This is a genomic window from Halomonas sp. 18071143, assembly GCF_019211725.1.
GTDB classification, from domain to species: domain Bacteria; phylum Pseudomonadota; class Gammaproteobacteria; order Pseudomonadales; family Halomonadaceae; genus Vreelandella; species Vreelandella stevensii.
In genome coordinates this window covers 2186919-2207333 of sequence record NZ_CP078120.1, presented here as the reverse complement: position 1 = coordinate 2207333, position 20415 = coordinate 2186919, and the positions used below count along the sequence as shown (strand labels likewise).

The window sequence follows — 20415 nt, the reverse complement described above, 5'->3', positions numbered from 1 at the left end:
TCATCGGCAGTTGATCATCTGCGCTGATGGTCATGCGGTTCTTCCCGCTCCATGGGCCGTCCGGGTTGGCCTCACGGCCAAGGTTTCCTCTATACTAAGCGACTTTTGTATAGCCACTTTTTCATGAATGTCATTCATGGGTGACGCTCTCTGTCTCGGTGGCGAGATGATGACCCCCAACGGGCATGGCCAGCACAGGAGGTGCCAGTGGATGAGTTTCCCTTTGTGTCGGTGATCGGCCAGGAATCGCTGAAAACCGCGCTGTTGCTCAATGCCATCAACCCGCGCATTGGCGGGGTGCTGATCAGCGGGCCACGCGGCAGTGCGAAATCGACCTTGGCGCGGGCCCTGGCCGCCCTCTTGCCCGGCGATGGCCAGCGTCCGCAGGCGCCTTTCGTTACGCTGCCGTTGGGCGCCAGCGAAGATAGGCTGGTCGGCAGCCTGGACCTGCAAAAGGTACTGTCGGCGGGGGAAGCCACTTTTCACCCTGGGCTGCTCGCCAACGCCCACGGCGGTGTTCTTTATGTGGATGAAGTCAATCTGCTGCCGGATACCCTGGTGGACCTGCTGCTGGACGTGGCGGCCAGTGGTACCAATATCGTCGAGCGTGACGGGATCAGCCACACGCATCCAGCGCGTTTCAGCCTGATTGGCACCATGAACCCGGACGAGGGTGAGCTGCGCCCTCAACTGCTGGATCGCTTTGGCCTCTGTCTTGAGCAGGCGGGCGCCATGAGTATCGACGAGCGGATCGCCATCGTGCAACAGCGGGAAGCCTTTGACCGCGACCCCATTGGCACTCTCGCACGGGTAGAGGATGCCCAGGCCGCCCTGTCCGAGCGGATTGCCCAAGCGCAGCGCTTGCTCGATGAGATCACCACCGAGCCTTGGGGTTACCGCATCATTGCCACCCGTTGCGAAGCCGCCGGGGTCGAAGGCCTGCGCGCCGATGTCACCTGGCATCGCGCCGCCCAGGCCCACGCGGCTTGGCGGGGTGTGGCTAGCGTGGAGCAGCAGGATATCGACACCGTGGAGCCCTGGGTGTTGGCACATCGGCGTACCCAATCGCCTGAGCAGAGCCCGCCGTCTCCCCCGCCTGAGCAGATGCCCTCAAAGGGCGAGGGCGGTTCATCCCATCCCCACAGTAAACAGGGCCAGTGGGGAGCTATGCCTCCCGTGGCCCAGGCATCGATTCGCCAGCCTGCGGTGAGCCTGCCCGATAGCGAGGCGCTGTTTCAGCGGGCTAAACGCACCGACACCGGCGCTAGCGCGGGTCTCGGCGCTGCATTGGACCAGGGGCGATCCCGAGTGGCGACTTCACGGCTGGACGGCTTTGCGACCATTGTTGCCAATCGCGGCCAGTGGCCCTGGCGGCAGTTGACGATGCGCAAGGCCCGAGCGGGGCAGGCGACGGCGCACCTGGTGCTGCTGGACACCTCCGGCTCGACCCTGGGCCAGCGCCTGTTGGGGCAGGCGAAAGGGCTGGTGGAAGCGCTGGTGACCCAAGCCTACGCCACGCGGGAGCAGGTAGCGGTACTGGGATTTGGTAATGGCGGGGTGATGCCGATCCTGTCCCGCCGCCGTGCACCCAAAAACGTCCGAGGCACGCTCGATAACGCCAAAGGCGGTGGGGGAACCCCCCTGCGGGAAGCGATCATTGAAGCCAAGCGGCTGATTCGTCAGTGGCAGCGACGCGAACCCGGGCTGCGGGTGCGCACTTACCTGATTACCGACGGCCGTACCCGGGAACACGTGGACGACCTTGCCCCCCTGGAAGAGTGCCTGCTGATCGACACCGAACAGTCCCGTGTCAAACGCGGGCAGGGCAAGCGGATTGCCTTGCAGCTGGGCGCGCGTTACTGGCCCGCTCCGTTTAGCCCACTACTGCCAGGGAGCCCCACCTGATGACCATGCCAACCGCCCACTGTCCCGCGCTGTTTATCGCTGCCCCGGCCTCAGGCCAGGGCAAAACCACCGTCACGGCGGGCTTGGCACGTCTGCTACGCAACCAGGGCAAGGTGGTGCGGGTGTTCAAGACCGGCCCGGACTACTTGGATCCGCAGATACTTGCCCAGGCCTCTGGCCAGCCAGTGGATCAGCTGGATCTATGGATGGCAGGCGAAGCCTACTGCCGCCAGCGTTTTCATGACGCCGCTTTTGAGGCTGACTTAATCCTGGTGGAAGGTGCCATGGGGCTGTTTGACGGCGAACCCTCCAGCGCGGATCTGGCAGCACTGTTCGGCATTCCCCTAGCCATCGTCATGGATGTCAAAGGCATGGCCCAAACCGCCGCCGCGCTGGTATCGGGGTTGGCCAGTTTTCGTGACGATATCCATATTGCCGGGCTAGTGGCCAATGCCTGTGGCTCGGCGCGCCATCGCGAGCTGATCGAAGAGGCGCTGCCACCTTCGATCCCGTTGCTGGCGGCCGTGCCACGTGACCCCGGCCTGTCGCTTCCCGAGCGTCACCTAGGGTTGGTCCAGGCGGCGGAAATTCGCGAAGATCTGGAAATCCGCTTCGAGGCAGCTGCCCAGGCGCTGGAGGCGGCGGGCTTGCTGGAGGCGCTCTCGACGCTGGCTCCGGTGACGTTTGCCGCTCCTCAGAAAAGTCGAACGTCCACCGCGCCGCTGCTCGAAGGCCACACCATTGGCGTGGCCCGAGACGCTGCCTTCAGTTTCATCTACCAGGCCAATGTGGATGTGTTGGAGCAGATGGGTGCCACACTGCGCTTTTTCTCGCCGCTAACGGATAGCCACCTGCCCGAGTGCGATGCCCTGTGGCTGCCGGGGGGGTATCCGGAGCTGCACGCCGAAACCCTTGCCGATAACAGCGCCATGCGCGGGGCCATTCAGGCGTTTTTTAATGCCGAAAAACCTATCCTGGCCGAGTGCGGTGGCCTGCTGTACTGCCTGGAAACCCTGACCGACTACGCCGATGCTACCCACACCATGTTGGGCCTGTTGCCTGGGCAAGGCGCCATGCGCGGTCGCCGGGGCTGCCAGGGCATGCAGACCGCTGAACTGCCGGAAGGGCCAGTGCGCGGCCATGCCCACCACCGCTCCATGGCGGAGGGCACGCCGGAGCCGATTGCCCACGGCCGCCGTCAGCGCCACCCGGCGCCGGGTGAGGCGATTTATCGGCAGAAGCGCCTGACGGCGACCTATCTACATCTGTTTTTTCCCAACAACCCTGAGGCCGTGGGCCGCTTGTTTGCGGCAAACCCGGCACAGGGCGAACCGTCCCACCGCGAGGCATTTACCCATGCAATTGAATAAGATTCCTGCCACCGTCGTGACCGGTTTTCTGGGTAGCGGCAAAACCACGTTGCTGGCCAATATTCTGCGTCAGGTGACCGGCAAGCGGATCGCCGTGATCGTCAATGAGTTCGGCGAACAGGATATCGACTCCAGCCTGCTGCGCAGCTGCGCGCTGGGGTGTGAAGAGGGTAGCGAAGGCGGGCAGCTAGACGGCGAAGACGGCAGCATCTATGAGCTGGCCAACGGCTGTATCTGCTGCACGGTGGAAGAGGAGTTTCTGCCGGTGATGAATAAGCTGGTCGCCCGCCGCAATGATATCGACCACATTCTCATCGAAACCAGCGGCCTGGCGCTGCCCAAGCCGCTGGTGCAGGCGTTCAACTGGCCCGAGGTACGTCAGCACTGCACCGTGGATGCCATCATCACCGTGATCGATGGGCCTGCCGTGGCCGCTGGGCGCTATGCCAGCGATGTCGATAAAGTAGAGGCCCAGCGCCGTGCCGACGACAGCCTCGACCACGATCCCAGCCTGCGCGAGTTGCTCGACGACCAGCTCAGCGCGGCGGATCTGGTGCTGGTCAGCAAGGCGGATTTACTCAGCCCGGAAGCGCGTTCGCGAGTGGAAACGGTCATCCAGGCGCGGGTCAACGACTCGGTGAAAACGCTGTTCATCGATCAGACCCAAGTGACCGATACCGCTCGGTTGGAAGCACTCATGGGGATTGGCGCCGCCAGCGAAGCACACATCGATAGCATCACCAACCACCACGACAAGCATCACGCCGAAGGTGTTCACCACGACCACGCTCACGATCATTTCGACTCTTGTGTGATCACCCTGGGCGACGTGGATGGCGATGCCCTGGCCAGCCAGTTGCAGCAGTTGCTGAAAGACCATGAGATCTATCGCGCCAAAGGCTTTGCGGCAATTCCCGGCAAGCCCATGCGGCGGGTCATTCAAGCGGTGGGCGAGCGCCTGGAAGGCTATTTCGACCGGCTCTGGGCCCCTGGGGAAGCCCGCCAAACCCAATTGGTGATCATTGGCAAGCACCTGGATAGCGCCGCGCTCCGCGAAGCGTTGGCAACGGCAGAGGTCCAGACGGCCAACTGATGCACTTATTTGCCGCCAAGCCAGGAGGCTTCGTCGATGATGAGGGCATCATCGACCTGCAACAGAGCCCCGCCGAGATCGTGATCCTGTCCGCCGCCGACAGCAACCTGTCGGCGCTGGCCCAGGCGGTGGAGCGACTGGGGGAGCCTTGCCCCTCGGTGCGGCTGGCCAACTGGATGAACCTGGTCAAGCCCGCTGCCTACGACCTGTACGAAGACAGGGTGCTGGAGCACGCTCAACTGGTGATCGTGTCGCTACTGGGGGGCAAGACCTACTGGCCTTATGGGCACGAACGTCTGCTGGCCTGGGCCCAGAAGCCCGGCCGCCAGTTGATCATGGTGCCCGGTTGCGATGCCCCGGACGATGCGCTGCTGGAAGACTCCAGCGTGGCGTTCGATGACGCTTACCGGGTGTGGCGCTACCTGCGCGAGGGGGGGGTGGATAACGCCGAGCAGCTGCTGCGCTTTGTTGCCAGCGAGTATCGGCAGACCCACCTGGGCGCGTGGCAGGAGCCCAAGGTCATCCCGTCTGCGGTGATATATGCGCCGGCAGCGCAGCAGGTCTCCAGCCTGAGCGAATGGCGGGCACGCCAGGCGCCGGGGCGGCCCGTCTGCCTGCTGCTGTTTTATCGCAGCCACCTGCAAGGGGCCAATACCGCAGTGCCCGATGGCATGATCGCGGCGCTTGAGGAGCAGGGGCTGGCGCCGCTGGCGGTTGCCGTGGCGTCGTTGAAAGCAGGGCCATGCATCGATTTCATCAACCATCTGATCGAGCAGACCGGTGCCCTGCTGGTGATCAACACCACCAGCTTCGCGGTGAATCGCAGCGCCGACGGCCTGGATGCCCTGGGGGATGCGCTACCTGACGAGCTGTTCGTGGGCCGTCCGGTCGTGCTCCAGGCGATTCTCGCCAGCAGCACTCTGGAAGATTGGCAAGCCATGGCGGCCGGGCTGCATAGCCGCGATGTAGCCATGCAGGTGGTGCTGCCGGAAATGGATGGCCGCATCATTACCCGGCCGGTGGGCTTCAAGGCCGAAGCCCACTATGACCCGCGTTGCCAGCTGGCGGTGACCCACCATGTCATCCAACCGGAGCGCGCCGTTTTCGTGGCCGAGCTGGCGCGGCGCATGTCTGCCCTGCGATTGACCCCCAATGCGCAAAAGCGGGTGGCGCTGGTGATGGCCAACTATCCCAACCGTGATGGGCGTATCGGCAACGGGGTAGGGTTGGACACCCCGGCGTCGACGCTGAAGATTCTGCAGGCGCTGGCCGAGGCGGGCTATCCGCTCAGCGAGCTACCTGACAGCGGCGACACCTTGATTCGCCAGCTCCAGGGCGCGGTGACCAACGACCACGCCAGCCTCGACCAGCGCGCCTGCTGGCAGAGCATCAGCGTGGAGGATTACCTGGCCTGGTTCCACACCTTGCCTGCCGAACTGCAGGAAGTCGTCTGGGCCCGCTGGGGAGCCCCCCAGGATGACCCCAAGTGTCGTCAGGGGCGGCTGATGATTGCCGGTATCCGGCTAGGCGATACCTTCGTGGGGATCCAGCCCGAGCGGGACTTCATCGATGACCTCACCCAGTCCTACCACGATATGCAGCTGGCGCCGCCGCATAGCTACCTGGCCTTCTATGTCTGGCTGCGCGAACAGTATCAAGTCGATGCGGTTATCCACGTAGGCAAGCACGGCAATCTGGAGTGGCTGCCGGGGAAAAGTACTGCCCTGAGCGCCGACTGCTGGCCGGATATTGCCCTGGGGCCGCTGCCGCACTTTTACCCCTTCATCGTCAACGACCCCGGTGAAGGCGCCCAGGCCAAGCGGCGCAGCCATGCGGTGATCATAGACCATCTGATGCCACCCCTTTCCCGGGCCGAACTGTACGGCGCCATGGCCGAACTCGAAGCGCTCACCGACGAGTATTATCAGGCGCTGGACATGGACCCGCGCCGGGAGGCGCTGATCCGCGGCCAGATACTGGCCCACCTGCGGGATACCGGCATCGACCAGGAGTTGGCCCACAGCAGCGACGACACCGAACTGCTCAACGAGCTGGATACCTTTCTGTGCGATATCAAGGAGGCCCAGATTCGCCACGGCCTCCATGTGCTTGGCGACCTGCCGCCAGCAGACAAGCGGGCGGGCACTCTGGTGGCGCTGTTGCGGCTGCCCAGAGGGGAGGCCGTAGCCCAACGCGGCCTGCTGCATAACCTGGCCCAGGACCTCGGATTGAGCGCCCCCGATGAGGGCGCGGCTTTCGACCCCCTGGCCGCGGGCAGCGAGCCCTGGCAAGGGCCCACGCCTGGCATCCTGCTCGCACAGCTCGATGCCCCCTGGCGTACCGCTGCCGACACCCGGGAGCGTCTGGAGCTGCTTGCCGAACGCTGGGTGAGTGACTACGTGCTCGCGCCGGGCTGCCTGGAGACCCTGGCCCAGTGCTACCCCGCCACGGCGGAACAGTTGCACTACGCCCGGGAACACCTGTGGGTGGCCATGCAGCGGGGTGCCCGCATGGAAATTCAATCACTGTTGGATGGCCTGGCGGGCCGCTTCGTGCCTGCCGGGCCCAGTGGGGCTCCCAGCCGAGGCCGCCTGGACACGCTGCCCACCGGGCGCAACTTTTTCAGCGTGGATAACCGCTCGATTCCATCGCCAGCCGCCTGGGCGCTGGGTGAAAAGTCCGCCCAGGCGTTCGTCGAGCGCTACCTGCAGGATCATGGCGACTACCCAAGGCGGCTGGGGTTGTCGATCTGGGGCACCGCCACCATGCGCACCGGTGGCGACGACATTGCCCAGGCCCTGGCGCTCATGGGCGTGCGGCCCAGGTGGTCGCTGGGGGCGCAGCGGGTCACCGATTTCGATGTCATCCCTGCCATGCTGCTCAATCGCCCTCGGGTAGATGTGACCCTGCGCGTCTCCGGGTTTTTCCGCGATGCGTTTCCCAACGTGATTCGTCTGTTCGATGCCGCCGTGCAGGCCGTGGCAAGCTACGAGGAGCCCGGTAACAGCAACACAATTCGGCAGGCGGTGCTGGCTCGCCAGCAAGCCCTGGAGGCACAGGGCATGCCCTCGGACATGGCGGCCCAGCAGGCAAGCTACCGTATCTTCGGCAGCAAGCCTGGCGAGTATGGCACGGGCCTCAATCGGCTGATCGACAACCGCGCCTGGGAGAGCGCCGATGATCTGGCCGAGGCGTATCTGGACGCAGGGGCTTACGCCTATGGCCAGTTCAAGGGCTCGGGGGCTCCCGCACGGGCAGCGTTCGAGCAGCAGCTCCAGGGGCTCGATGCCGTCATGCAGAATCAGGACAACCGCGAGCACGATATTCTCGACTCCAACAGCTATTACGCCTTCCAGGGGGGGATGGCCAACGCCAGCCGAGCGCTGAGCGGCATCGCTCCGGAGATTTACCACGCCGATCACGCCAACCCGGCGGCGCCCAGAATCCGCACCTTGAAGGAAGAGTTGAATCGGGTGCTGCGCGCTCGGGTATTGAACCCCAAATGGATCGACGCCATGCGCGAGCACGGTTACAAGGGTGCTTTCGAAATGGCCGCCACGGTGGACTATCTGTTTGCCTACGACGCCACCACCGACCTGGTCGCCGACTACCAGTATGCTCAGGTCAGCGATGCCCTGGTGCTCGATGCTGCCAATCAGCAGTTTCTGCGTCAGCACAATCCGGCAGCCCTGGAAGAGATGGCCGAGCGGCTGCTGGAAGCCGCCCAGCGAGGCATGTGGCATTCCCCTGGCGAGCATGGCGAAGCGCTGCAGGAGCTACTGCTGGCACTGGACGAAGCCAGGGAGGCCAATGGCCATGTTGTCTAGCCCGCGTATCAAGGGTTGGTGCCCTGGTGCCTGGCGCCCCATGGCCACCGGAGACGGCCTGTTGGTCAGGGTGCGCCCGCCCATGGGAGAGCTTTCGCGAGCGCAGCTGCTGGCGCTCTGCGATGCCGCCGAAACCTTCGGCAGTGGTTTGATCGAGCTGACCCGGCGCGCCAATATCCAGCTACGCGGGGTGAGCCATGCTAGCTGGCCGCCGCTGATGGACTTTTTGCTTCGGCACCAGCTGGTGAGCGCCGACCCCGAAACGGAGCGCCAGCCGCCGCTGATGCTGGCGCCCGACTGGCAAGCGGGGGAAGACTCGCCTACCATGGCTCGCCTGCTGCAGGCCAGGGGCGCTGAAGTGGCCGCCTTGCCCGGCAAGGTGGGCATCGCCATCGATGCGGGCGACGCCCCGGTGCTGGGTGAGGAGGCCGCCGATTTTCGCATCGAGCGCTCCGAGTGTGGCGGTCTGCTGGTACGGGCCGATGGCCATCCGGCAGGTACCGCCGTGGAAGATGTGGACACCGCTGTGGCACTGCTCATCCGCCTGACCCACTGGTTCATGGAGAGCGGTGGCGGGCAGTCTGGCCGCATGCGGCGCCATATGGCGCCGCTGCCTGCCTGGGCACCCGAGGACACGCTGCCCGCGCCTGCGGGCCCCCGGCTGGCGCTGGGTCGCCATCCGGCTGGATGGGTGGTGGGGCTACCCCTGGGGCGTACCACTGCGGCCACGCTGCGGGAGTGGATAGCGCCCGCCACGGTGACGGCAGGCCGGGTGACCCCCTGGCGGCGGTTGCTGCTGAAAGGGGCATTCGAGGCCGCCAACGACGGCTTGATCCTGGATGACGCCGACCCGCGGTTGTCCCTGGATGCTTGCCCTGGCGCGCCCTACTGCGAGCAGGCCAGTGTCGAGACCCAGCGCCTTGCCGAGCGGCTGAGCGGCGTGAACAGCAGCAGTGTACATATTTCCGGCTGTGCGAAAGGGTGCGCCCGACGCGCTGCGGCCGATCTGTGTCTGGTGGGGCAGTCGGGCCGGTTCCATCTTATCGTCAATGGCAGTGCCGACAGCACGCCGGTGAAGTCAGATCTCACGGAGAGTGAGGTGATCGCCTACTTGGAGAGTTTGGGTGCCTTATCAGTATGAAACCAGTGGCCCGGCGATATACCGGGAATCCTTCGCCATCATTCGCCGCGAGGCGGAACTTGGCCGCTTTTCAGCGGAAGAAGAGACGGTTGCAGTACGCATGATTCACGCCGCTGGCCTGGTGGAATTGGCCGGGCATATTCACTTTCGAAACGATGTGGTGCACAAGGCCCGCACCGCCCTGGAGCAGGGCGCGCCGATTCTGTGTGATGCCCGGATGGTTTCGGAAGGCATCACTCGCAAGCGTCTGCCAGCCGACAATCAGGTCATCTGCACCCTTAACGATGAGCGCACGCCCACGCTCGCCCGGGAAATGGCCAATACCCGCTCGGCGGCGGCGCTGGAGCTGTGGCGCCCGCGTCTGGCAGGCGCCGTGGTCGCCATTGGCAACGCGCCCACCGCGCTGTTTCATCTGCTCAACATGCTCGAAGACCCGGCCTGCCCACGCCCGGCGGCGATCATCGGCTGCCCGGTGGGCTTCGTGGGAGCGGCGGAATCCAAGGAAGCGCTGCTGGCCCATTCGGCACTGCCCAGCTGTGTCGTTCGTGGTCGGCTGGGCGGCAGCGCCGTGACGGTGGCTGCCATCAACGCCATGGCGGATCGCATCGAATGACCCAGGGAGCCATCGTCGGAGTGGGCCTGGGGCCCGGCAGCCAGGACTTGATGAGCGTGCGCGCCGACCGCCTGATACGCGGGGCGACCCACGTGGCCTATTTTCGCAAGAAGGGCCGCTGCGGCCATGCTCGCACCATTGTGGAAGGACTGATAAGCCCTGGGGCAATCGAGCTGCCCATGGAGTATCCGGTGACCACGGAGATTCCCTTTGATGACCCCCGCTACAACGAGCTGTTGTCAGCCTTCTATGAACGCAGCGTGGCCCAGCTAACTGAGATGGCCGAGGCAGGCTGCGATGTGGTGGTGCTGTGCGAAGGCGACCCGTTCTTCTACGGCTCCTTCATGCACCTCTACACGCGGTTGTTGAACCGGGTGCCGGTCTCGGTGGTGCCGGGCATTACCGGCATGTCGGCGGCATGGACAGCCACCGGCCAGCCGATCACCTGGGGCGATGACATCATGACCGTACTGATGGCCACGCTACCCGAAGCGGCGCTGGCCGAACGTATCGCCCAGACCGACGCGCTGGTGGTGATGAAGATTGGCCGCAACCTGGCCAAATTGCGCCGGGCGCTGGTGCACGCTGGCCGAGAAGAGGATGCCTGGCTGATCGAGTACGCCGCCATGCCTCAGCAACGGGTATTGCCGCTGGCCGACGTTGGCGAGAGCGTACCGTACTTCTCGATCGTGCTGATTCACGGCAACGGGCGGCGCCCATGAGCGGCTGGCTGAAAATCGTCGGCCTGGGGCCTGGGGCCGAAACGATGATCACCCCGGAAGTGACGGCTGCGCTGCAGCAGGCCACCGATGTGGTGGGCTACGTACCCTACGTCAACCGGGTCGCGCCTAGAGCCGGGTTGATTCGCCATGGCTCGGATAATCGCCAAGAGATTCGCCGGGCAGAGCATGCGCTGCAGCTGGCGCTTGAGGGGCACCGGGTAGTGGTGGTGTCTTCTGGTGACCCCGGCGTGTTTGCCATGGCGGCGGCGGTGTTCGAGGCGCTGGAAGCCGGGAACGTCCAGTGGCGTACCCTGGATATCCAGGTGCTGCCGGGCATTTCCGCCATGCTGGCCGCCAGCGCCAGTGTCGGCGCGCCGCTGGGTCACGACTTCTGCTGCATTAATCTTTCTGACAACCTCAAGCCCTGGGCGCTCATCGAAAAACGCCTGCGTTTGGCCGCCGAGGCCGATTTTGCCATGGCGTTCTACAACCCTCGCTCCAAAGCGCGGCCCGAGGGTTTTGCGCGCACCCTGCAGGTACTGAGGGAAGCCTGCGGCCCGGACCGATTGATCATCTTCGCCCGCGCGGTTTCTACCCCCGAGGAATCGGTTCGCGTCACGACGCTAGGCGGGGCTGAACCTGAAATGGCCGATATGCGCACGCTGGTGATCGTCGGTTCCCAGCAGACGCGGCTGATCGAGCGGGAGGGCGTGCCGCTGGTGTATACGCCACGTTCTGCCGATTAACAGTGGTATCTTAACAGTGGTCATCAAGCCAGCTCATCACGTCATCGATACTATGCAACTCATGGCGGGAAGGCAGCTCCGGCCGCTCGATCATTACCACCGGCAGGCCGAGCCTACGGGCAGCGGTGAGTTTGGCCGCCGCGCCTTCGCCGCCGGAGTTTTTACATACGATGCGCTCGATACGCAGGGTCTCCAGCAGAGCCAAGTCGCCTTCCAGGGTAAACGGGCCTCTATCGATCACGGTGCTATAATCCACGAGCGGCGGCGGGCTGTTAGGCTGATCGACCAGACGCAGAACGTAATGGTGCTGGGGCTGGGGGGCAAAGGCAGCCAGGTGCATGCGGCCAATGGCCAGTAGTACACGCTGGGGTGGGCCAGCCAGCGCGCTAACCGCCTCATCGACCGTTGCCACGCTCTGCCACTGGTCGCCATCAATGGGTCGCCAGGCAGGCCGGGTAAGGGCAGTGGCCTTAACCCCACACTGAGCCGCAGCGGCGACAACATGAGTGCTCATCTGGGTAGCAAAAGGGTGGGTGGCATCAACAACATGGGTAATGCGCTGCTGGGCTAAAAAAGCGACTAGCCCACTGACGCCGCCAAAACCGCCAATGCGGGTAGGTAGCGGCTGGGGTTTGGGCGCGTTCACCCGCCCAGCATAGCTGAACACAGCAGGAAGGCCGCGCTTGGCGACGGCGCTGGCCAGGGCGCTGGCTTCAGAGGTTCCCCCAAGAATTAGGATGTTGATCATGGCTGAAATTTCTCACGCTCCAGTGGGTCAGGCTCCCTGGCTGACGCTATTAGGATGGGGGGAGAGTGGCATAGCGGGGCTAACCCCGACAAGCCGTGAAGCGCTGGAGAATGCCCAGGTAGTCTTCGGTGCGCGCCGCCACTTACGCCTGCTGCCACCCCTGAATGCTGACCTGAACATGGAGATGCATGAATGGCCGGTGCCCTTTGCCGATGGCATTCCCATGCTGTTAGCGCAGCGCGGCCGTCGGGTCGTTATGCTGGTCTCCGGCGACCCCTTCTGGTTTGGGGCAGGCACTTCCATATCACGTCACCTGGCGGCAGAGGAGTGGCAGGCGCTGCCATCGCCCTCCACCTTTAGCCTGGCGGCTTCCCGTTTAGGCTGGCCGCTGGAGCGCTGCACTTGCCTGGGCCTGCATGCCAAACCGCTAACGCGCATTCGCCCCTATCTGCATGCGGGCAGGCGTTTATTAGTGCTGGTAAGAGACGGCGAGGCGGTGGCCGAGTTAGCGGCACTGGTGAACCGCTTCGGCTTTGGTGATTCCCAGCTAACGCTGCTGGAATCCCTGGGCGGTGCCGAAGAGCGCATTCGCCATTGTCGTATTGGGGCCGAGTTACCCGAGGATATCGCCCACCCCGTCGCGGTAGGGCTCAACATTGCCGGGGCTGGCCCCGCCTTGCCGCTTACCCCCGGCCTGCCAGATAGCCTCTTTGAGCATGACGGCCAGATCACCAAGCAGGCCGTTCGCGCAATCACTCTATCCGCCTTGGCCCCCATGCCCGGTGAGCGGCTATGGGATATCGGCACCGGGTCGGGCTCCATCGCCATTGAGTGGCTGCTCGCTCACCCGGATAATCAGGCCATCGGCTTTGAGCGCCACCCTGAACGGGCTGCTAGGGCACGCGCCAACGCAGCCAGCCTGGGCGTTGACTGGCTAGCGGTCAAAGAGGGCAGTGCGGTTGACAGGCTCAACGAGACACCGCTACCGAATGCGGTGTTTATCGGCGGCGGGTTATCCCAAACGCTGTTAGAGGCCTTATGGCAATGCCTACCCCAAGGCGTGCGCATCGTCGCCAATGCGGTCACCCTGGAGTCGGAAGCATTGCTGGCCCATTGGCACCAGCAGGCAGGCGGTGAGCTGCTGCGCCTGGAGCTGGCCAGCGCGGCCCCCATCGGCACCCGCCGGGGCTGGAAGGCCAACTACCCGATTGTGCAGTGGCGGGGCGTTCGATGAACGATGTTGACGATACACCGATAGCGCACGCGATGAAGGTGCAAAGGATAAAAGTAGCGGGGTTTGGCTTTCGCAGCGAAGCGCCGCTGACGTCTCTTGGTCAAGCGCTGGATCAACTGATCGAGCAGTATGGCACCATCGACCAACTGGCATCGGCCCACTCCATGCTGCCGTTGGTTCAACAACTGGGCCAACTGCGCAGTCTGGAGGTAATCGCCGTGGCAGACGCCGAGCTCTCTTCAGCCTCAACGCTCACCCACTCGGTTCGCAGCATGCAGGCCCGTGGTACGGGCAGCGTCGCCGAAGCCGTGGCGCTACTGGGGGCCGGGCCAGGGGCAAGGCTGCTAGGGCCCAGAATCATCTCAGCGGATCGACAGGCCACCGCCGCGCTGGCGTTGGCAGAAGGAAATCGATAATGACCGTACATTTCATTGGCGCAGGCCCCGGCGCGCCGGATCTGCTTACCCTGCGCGGGCGTGACCTGATCGCCGCCTGCCCGGTGTGCCTCTATGCGGGCTCGTTAGTGCCGGAGCAGATTCTGCAACACTGCCCGCCAGGGGCCAGGGTGATCAACACCGCGCCGCTATCGCTAGACGAGATACTTCACGAAGTTCAAACCGCCCACGCGGCAGGCTTGGACATCGCCCGCCTGCACTCGGGGGATCTCTCGGTATGGTCGGCCATGGGCGAGCAGCTGCGCCGCCTGCGTGAGTTGAAGATTCCTTACAGCATCACCCCCGGTGTGCCCTCCTTTGCCGCCGCAGCAGCGACCCTGGGCCAGGAGTTGACGCTGCCCGGCGTGGCCCAGTCGGTGGTGCTCACCCGTACACCTGGGCGGGCCAGTGCCATGCCCAGCGAAGAGACCCTGGCCAACTTTGCCCGCACTGGCGCCACCCTGGCCATTCACCTCTCCATTCACAATCTTGCCCAGGTGGTGGAAAGCCTGACCCCACATTATGGAGCGCAGTGCCCGGTGGCGGTGGTATGGCGAGCAAGCTGGCCCGATGAGCGGGTAGTGCGTGGGCGGCTAGCCACGATAGAAACGAAGATCGATGACACCATGCAGCGCACCGCGCTAATTCTGGTGGGGCCGGTATTGGAGTGCGAAGACTTCCAGGAGAGCAGCCTCTACGCGATAGGCTATGACCGCCGTTTTCGTCCCCAGTCGGCGGATTCTCCCTTTGCGGCCCCAGCGGGGGAGAGCGAGCCATGATTACGTTATCGTTGATCGGTATTGGCACCGGCAACCCTGACCACGTCACCCTGGCCGCCGTGCGCGCCCTCAATGATGCCGATCTGATACTGCTGCCCCGCAAAGGCGCGTCCAAGTCGGATCTCATCGACCTGCGCCGCCTGCTCTGCGAACGCCTGCTGGAAGCGCCGATGACGCCCAGGGTGGTCGAGTTCGACCTGCCTCAGCGGGCCAACGGCCACGACTACCTGGGGGCGGTGGACGACTGGCACGCCGCCATCGCCCGCACATGGGCACAGCACATCGATGCTCACCTGCCCAACGGCGGGCGGGTGGGCATGCTGGTGTGGGGAGACCCTTCGCTGTACGACAGCAGCCTGCGGATTACCCAGCGCCTGAGCGCCGCGGGCAGGGCGATGAACGTACAGGTCATCCCGGGCATTACCAGCCTGCAAGTGCTGACCGCCGAACACAGAATCCCGCTCAACGCCCTGGCCGAGCCGGTACACATCACCACCGGCCGTCGCCTGCGCGAACGCGGCTGGCCAGGCGATGCCGCCACGGTGGCTGTCATGCTGGACAGCGGCGGTGCCTTCACCACGCTACCGCCCCAGGACACCTACATCTGGTGGGGTGCCTACCTGGGCATGGACAAGCAGTGCTTGATCGAAGGGCAACTGAGCGACGTGGCCGATACCATTCTTCAGCGGCGCGGTGAGTTGCGTGACGCCCATGGCTGGATCATGGACATTTACCTGCTGGCCCAGCAGCCTTTGCACTAACACGGGTATGAATATGGAATGTCTTTCCATAGAATGGACGCATATACCCTCGGCAAATCGCAAGGAGCCACCATGAGCTTTTACGTCTACCTTTCCGGCGAGATCCACACCGACTGGCGTGAAGAGATCCAGCGCGGCGCAGAAGCCGCAGGCCTGGACGTGGTCTTCACCGCCCCGGTGACCGACCACGACGCCTCCGATGCCGCTGGCGACCACCTGGGCAAGCCGGACAACGGCTTCTGGCGCGACCACCAGTCTTCCAAAGTGAACGCCATCCGCACCCGCACCCTGATCGAACAAGCCGATCTGGTGGTGGTGCGCTTCGGCGACAAGTACAAGCAGTGGAACGCCGCCTTCGATGCAGGCTACTGCGCAGCCCTGGCCAAGCCCTACATCACGCTGCACAGCGAAGAGATCGTTCACCCGCTGAAAGAAGTCGACGCCCAGGCCCAAGCCTGGTGCACCACCACCGATCAGGTCGTGGAAACCCTGCGCTATGTACTGAAAGCGTAAAACACCCCAAGGAGCCCCCATGCGCGAAAATGCCAAAACCCCGGAACGCCATGCCCAGCGCATGGCGGCCAAGCAAAAAATCATGAACGAGCGCATTGCCCGCGCCGACAAAGAGCAGGGCATCTTGCTGGTGCTCACCGGCCCCGGCAAAGGCAAAAGCAGCTCCGGTTTTGGCATGCTCGCCCGCGCCCTGGGCCACGGCATGAAGGTAGGCGTGGTGCAGTTCATCAAGGGCGCGTTCAGCACCGGCGAAGAAGCCTTCTTCCGCCACCTGCCCAACGTGGACTACCACGTCATGGGCGAAGGCTACACCTGGGACACCCAGGACCGCGCACGCGACGTCGCCGCCGCCAACGCCGCCTGGGCACAAGCCAAGCGCATGCTGCAAGACGACAGCTACCACATGGTACTGCTCGACGAACTCAACATCGCCCTGCGCTACGAGTACCTCGACCTGGACCAGGTCCTCGACGACCTGCAAGCCCGCCCCCCCATGCAACACGCCATCGTCACCGGCCGCTACGCCCCCCAACCCCTCATCGACCTTGCCGACACCGTCACCGAAATGAAAGTCGTCAAACACGCCTTCAAAGACCAAGGCATCAAAGCCCAAAAAGGCATCGAGCTATGAAGTGAGGCGAAAAGTGCAAGGGGGCAACGGCAATGCAAATGGTCGATGGCAACTTGTAGCGCGGCGTAACGCCTGAGCGAGAGCAACGAGCGAAGAAGGCACCCGCAGCGGCGGCCCGGCGCGAAGGCGGCCCCCAGCCGCCCCGAACTTGCATTGTGGGAGGCAGCTTCAGCTCGCGACGATCAAGCCACCAAGCCTCATCCCACCCGCCCTTGTGGGAGGCAGCTTCAGCTCGCGACGATCAAGCCACCAAATCTCAGCATACCCGTAGCGCGGCGTAACGCCCGAGCGAGAGCAACGAGCGAGGAAGGCACCCGCAGCGGCGGCCCGGCGCGAAGGCGGCGACCAGCCGCCCAGACCCCGCCACATCCCCTCACCCACACTCCTCAAACTGACCCAACGCAATTTTTCAAAAAATCTGCGTGACCAAAGCCAAATTTATCAATAGAGTATGATTAAACCGTAAAAAGCGGCGGTCACGCGAATTTTGGTTATGCTGCCATGAGTCAGACATAGTCTATTAGAAACAGTGGTTTATGATTTTTTGAGTGGCGATATAACATCAATAATCATGCTGGCGCGTTCAATAATGTTATGTGGAAGGGCGTATAATCACTGTTGAACTAAACCGCTTCGCGGTAGCTGTTGACGAATCACGTTTTTCGCCTCATCGGGCCACACTATTGATTGACCCACGTGGGTCAATCAACAGGAGTGACGACGATGACTGCCCTGCGACAGAAGATGATCGCGGCCATGCGTCAGCGTGGCTTTGCGCAACGTACCCACAATACCTACCTGATGGTGGTCACTGATCTGGCACGTTATTTCCACCGTTCGCCAGACACGTTGAGTACCGACGACCTGCAACACTTCTTCAATCACCTGGTTCAGGAGCGCGGTTTGTCTGCCGCCAGTTGCCGTGTCTATCTGCACGGCGTGCGGTTCCTGTATTTGCACGTGTTGCAGTGGCCGTCGTTTGATGTGCCGCTCACCGTCCCCAAAAAACCGCAGCGGATTCCAGAACTGCTGACCCGCGACGAGGTTCGGCGGATCCTGGCCGCCTGCCAAAACGCCAAGCATCGCATGATGCTCGAACTGTGCTATGGCTGCGGATTGCGTGTGACCGAGGTCTGCCACCTGCGAGTTAGTGACATCGACAGCCAGCGTTACCAACTCCGTGTGACGCAGGGCAAGGGCGGCAAGGATCGTATGGTGTTACTACCCGTGACCCTGCTTGATCGCTTGCGCGATTACTGGCGCGCTTATCGGCCAGTCACATGGCTGTTCCCGAGCGCTCTGTTTCCCGATCAAGCCCTGCACGCCAGTGCGCCACAGAAGGCCTTTACCCAGGCCAAGCGTCTGGCCGGGGTCGAGCGGGTGGGTGGCATCCATAGTCTGCGCCATGCCTATGCCACCCATGTTCTGGAGCAAGGCCTGCCCGTCCATCAGCTCCAGCGACTACTGGGCCACCGTAACCTCCAGTCGACGATGCGCTACCTGCACTGGCTACCGAACCAGCAAGGGGGAGATCAGTGTCATATTGACCTGGTGGCCGCCCTGGAGGTGAGCCATGACTAAGGCCGCTACCTTGCAACAGGCATTGACCCGCTTTCTCGACCCAAGCGGTCTTGATCGCCAGCGCCAACGGGTGTGTACCCATCTGCTGGCCTGCCGAACGAAGGCGATGGGTGGGATGGTCTTACAGTGCTCTGACTGCGCTCATGTACAGCCACGCTACTTTGGCTGTCGTGATCGTCACTGTCCACAGTGTCAGGGCCGCGCCATGGCGCAATGGGCTGAGCGTCAGCAGGCCAATATGCTGCCGGTGCGCTATTACCACGTCGTATTCACGCTACCGCACAGTCTTAATGGCTGGGTTCAGCTTCATCCCGAGGTGATTCACCGATTGCTGTTCCAGAGTGCCTGGCAAACGCTGTGCACGTTTGCACGAGACCCAAAACGCCTCAACGGCGAAATGGGCATGATCGCGGTGCTTCACACGGGCCAGAACCTGAGCCAGCATGTGCATCTGCATTGTCTGGTTCGAGGCGGTGCCTTGAGTGACGATGGCAAGTGGCATGAAGCGCGAAGCAACTACTTGTTCCCCGTGCGGGCCCTGTCACGCCACTTCCGTGGGCACATGGTGAGCGCTCTGCGCAAGGCCGCCCATGCTGGCGATCTCCACCGGGTTACCCGGCCCGGCGATGTCGATGCTCAATTGAACACACTGATGGCCACTGACTGGGTGGTTTACAGCAAGGACTGCCTTGAACACACCGGGCGGTAGTACGCTACGGCGCGCTACACGCGCCAGATCGCCATCAGCAACGCACGTATCCTCGCCGTAGACGACCAGCAAGTGACCCTACGTTACAAGGATTACCGCGACCACAACCGACACAAGCAACTCATTCTGGATGGCGAGGAGTTCGTGCGTCGCTTCCTGCTCCACGTCCTGCCTGGGGACTGATGCGAGTGCGGCATTACGGCTTTCTGGCCAATCGCTGCCGACGGCAACGTCTGGTACAGATCCGTCGAGCGCTAGCGATGGTTGACCGGCCCCCATGTCGATACAGCCGCCAGCGATGCGGAGCCGACCTACACCTGTCCACACTGCAAGCAGCCCACCTTACGGATGATCGGGACGCTCACACCCCAGCGCCCCCTCCATGATCAGCCGCCTAACGACAAGGAGCAACACTATCGAGCATGATGTAACGCCCTACGACAACAACAGACCTGGCTAACCGGCTCGCTAGCGAGTCATGGATAAGCTCGTCCCGATGATGGATTTTAGCCATCAGACGCGCTACATTGGGTTAAATTGGATTTGGAAGTGTCGACATAATGACGAAACGGACGATCAGAGCGCGTGCCCCCCGACCTGCCAATGCGCCGTTTGGCACCTCAGGCCACCTGTCAGTCAATACAATTCCCTATTAAATAGCCGCCTGATGGACGCGCCTTAGTCCAACAGGCATTTATTTGCCATGCTCCGCACGGCGAATAAATGCTTCACTGTTAATTGGTAAAGGTATGGAAGTTGTCATTCAAGAAGAAGTGACCGGTTGTGGCATTGCGGCATCTGCTGCACTGGCGGGTCTCAGCTATGCTGAGGCCAAAAATAGAGCTAGTGCTCTTGGTATCCACGCATCAGACACATCGCTCTGGTCCGACACGGAGTACGTCCGAACGCTGTTGCGAGATTTCGGTATCTCCATTTCTCCCAAAGAAACACCATTCGAATCGTGGGAGCAGTTGCCAGATAAGGCCCTTCTTGCCATTAAATGGCGAATAGAGCAGGGCAAGCCATTTTGGCATTGGGTTCTGTTCGTCCGAGAAAATGGCGAGGCAAAGGTGCTCGATTCCAAAAAGGCACTGAAATCAAACGTTCGCCGGGATTTCGGGCGCATCAAGCCCAAGTGGTACATTGAGGTATCCAATTAACAAGGCGCAGCAGTACGCGGCCGATGGCCGCCGGACGTCCCTGACGGGCCGCCGCTGTGCTCTGCGTTAGGTGTGATGGTGAAGTCCGCCGCAAATTTAAGAGGTCATGGATGGATAGTGATTTACTAGAAATGTCCCAGGAACAACTTGTGGCAGAGGTCATAAAACTTCGCCAAGGTATCCGCGAACACCGAGACACCACTGGCCATGATCTGTGCTGGCACCATCCGGCTCTGTGGGCGCTCCTGCCCGAGAAGGTTGATCCCAAAATTGCTGTGCCAGCGTGGCCTCATTTCATGCGTGGCTGCATCAAGTACCGCGAGTCGCTAGACAAGCAAGCGCCTGACGCTCCTCGTACAGATGAGCCGTTCCGTGGCTAACATCACACCTAACAATTCATTCAAGCCGACGCCGCTTCGCGGCGCGGCTTAACTCAGGCGTTAACCCT

18 protein-coding genes and 1 pseudogene are annotated in these 20415 nt (G+C 62.9%); 18 read left to right on the top strand and 1 reads right to left on the bottom strand.

From position 1 onward, the window contains the following. The first annotated feature begins 207 nt into the window (after positions 1-207). Genes KVY02_RS10345 through cobJ form a run of 8 tightly spaced genes read left to right on the top strand, consistent with a single transcriptional unit; the run spans position 208 to position 11417 of the window. A complete protein-coding gene (locus KVY02_RS10345; protein WP_016914177.1) occupies positions 208-1905 on the top strand; it encodes an ATP-binding protein in 1698 nt (565 codons plus the stop codon). Then, positions 1905-3275: a cobyrinate a,c-diamide synthase gene (locus tag KVY02_RS10340; protein WP_016914176.1), complete on the top strand. Its 1371-nt coding sequence runs from the start codon at positions 1905-1907 to the stop codon at positions 3273-3275. Before KVY02_RS10345 ends, KVY02_RS10340 begins: the two co-directional genes overlap by 1 nt. Then, positions 3262-4368 carry a cobalamin biosynthesis protein CobW gene (gene cobW, locus KVY02_RS10335; RefSeq protein ID WP_016914175.1) on the top strand — a complete coding sequence of 369 codons (1107 nt, stop codon included), beginning with the start codon at positions 3262-3264 and terminating at the stop codon, positions 4366-4368. The genes KVY02_RS10340 and cobW overlap by 14 nt, the downstream gene beginning before the upstream one ends. Next, positions 4368-8195 (top strand): cobaltochelatase subunit CobN, encoded by a 3828-nt coding sequence (cobN, locus tag KVY02_RS10330; protein ID WP_100731552.1) that lies wholly within the window; start codon positions 4368-4370, stop codon positions 8193-8195. The genes cobW and cobN overlap by 1 nt, the downstream gene beginning before the upstream one ends. Continuing rightward, positions 8185-9336 carry a cobalamin biosynthesis protein CobG gene (locus KVY02_RS10325; protein WP_040460823.1) on the top strand — a complete coding sequence of 384 codons (1152 nt, stop codon included), beginning with the start codon at positions 8185-8187 and terminating at the stop codon, positions 9334-9336. The genes cobN and KVY02_RS10325 overlap by 11 nt, the downstream gene beginning before the upstream one ends. Continuing rightward, the gene (locus KVY02_RS10320; protein WP_016914172.1) at positions 9320-9949 is read left to right on the top strand and encodes a precorrin-8X methylmutase; all 630 of its coding nucleotides are present in this window, start codon (positions 9320-9322) and stop codon (positions 9947-9949) included. Before KVY02_RS10325 ends, KVY02_RS10320 begins: the two co-directional genes overlap by 17 nt. Further along, complete coding sequence (locus tag KVY02_RS10315) at positions 9946-10671, top strand: precorrin-2 C(20)-methyltransferase (protein ID WP_016914171.1); 726 nt, start codon at positions 9946-9948, stop codon at positions 10669-10671. The genes KVY02_RS10320 and KVY02_RS10315 overlap by 4 nt, the downstream gene beginning before the upstream one ends. Further along, on the top strand, positions 10668-11417 hold the full coding sequence (cobJ, locus tag KVY02_RS10310) for a precorrin-3B C(17)-methyltransferase (RefSeq protein WP_016914170.1): 750 nt from the start codon (positions 10668-10670) through the stop codon (positions 11415-11417). The genes KVY02_RS10315 and cobJ overlap by 4 nt, the downstream gene beginning before the upstream one ends. Positions 11418-11427: 10 nt before the next feature. On the opposite strand, the gene KVY02_RS10305 is transcribed toward cobJ, so the two are convergent. Continuing rightward, positions 11428-12165, bottom strand: coding sequence for a cobalt-precorrin-6A reductase (locus KVY02_RS10305; protein WP_016914169.1), 738 nt, complete (start codon positions 12163-12165; stop codon positions 11428-11430). Here KVY02_RS10305 and KVY02_RS10300 point away from each other — a divergent pair. From KVY02_RS10300 to KVY02_RS10250, 10 genes and pseudogenes are all read left to right on the top strand, one after another. Then, positions 12164-13399, top strand: a complete 1236-nt coding sequence (locus KVY02_RS10300; RefSeq protein ID WP_016914168.1) for a bifunctional cobalt-precorrin-7 (C(5))-methyltransferase/cobalt-precorrin-6B (C(15))-methyltransferase — start codon at positions 12164-12166, stop codon at positions 13397-13399. The two genes, KVY02_RS10305 and KVY02_RS10300, sit on opposite strands and share 2 nt — an antisense overlap. A 32-nt stretch (positions 13400-13431) precedes the next feature. Further along, entirely contained in the window at positions 13432-13815 is a 384-nt protein-coding gene (locus KVY02_RS10295) for a cobalamin biosynthesis protein (protein WP_016914167.1), read from the top strand. Then, positions 13815-14612, top strand: coding sequence for a precorrin-4 C(11)-methyltransferase (gene cobM, locus KVY02_RS10290; protein WP_016914166.1), 798 nt, complete (start codon positions 13815-13817; stop codon positions 14610-14612). Before KVY02_RS10295 ends, cobM begins: the two co-directional genes overlap by 1 nt. Continuing rightward, the gene (gene cobF / locus KVY02_RS10285; protein ID WP_016914165.1) at positions 14609-15373 is read left to right on the top strand and encodes a precorrin-6A synthase (deacetylating); all 765 of its coding nucleotides are present in this window, start codon (positions 14609-14611) and stop codon (positions 15371-15373) included. Before cobM ends, cobF begins: the two co-directional genes overlap by 4 nt. A 72-nt stretch (positions 15374-15445) precedes the next feature. After that, positions 15446-15886: a YtoQ family protein gene (locus tag KVY02_RS10280; protein ID WP_016914164.1), complete on the top strand. Its 441-nt coding sequence runs from the start codon at positions 15446-15448 to the stop codon at positions 15884-15886. 19 nt (positions 15887-15905) lie between these two features. Further along, complete coding sequence (gene cobO, locus KVY02_RS10275) at positions 15906-16517, top strand: cob(I)yrinic acid a,c-diamide adenosyltransferase (RefSeq protein ID WP_100731553.1); 612 nt, start codon at positions 15906-15908, stop codon at positions 16515-16517. A 723-nt stretch (positions 16518-17240) separates the two neighbouring features. Then, positions 17241-18098 carry a tyrosine-type recombinase/integrase gene (locus KVY02_RS10270; protein ID WP_213262753.1) on the top strand — a complete coding sequence of 286 codons (858 nt, stop codon included), beginning with the start codon at positions 17241-17243 and terminating at the stop codon, positions 18096-18098. Next, a pseudogene (locus KVY02_RS10265) lies at positions 18091-18990 on the top strand (transposase). Before KVY02_RS10270 ends, KVY02_RS10265 begins: the two are co-directional and overlap by 8 nt. 566 nt (positions 18991-19556) lie before the next feature. Further along, the gene (locus KVY02_RS10255; protein WP_218313487.1) at positions 19557-19967 is read left to right on the top strand and encodes a hypothetical protein; all 411 of its coding nucleotides are present in this window, start codon (positions 19557-19559) and stop codon (positions 19965-19967) included. A gap of 110 nt (positions 19968-20077) precedes the next feature. Then, positions 20078-20347, top strand: a complete 270-nt coding sequence (locus KVY02_RS10250) for a hypothetical protein (protein WP_016914161.1) — start codon at positions 20078-20080, stop codon at positions 20345-20347. Positions 20348-20415 lie beyond the last annotated feature (68 nt).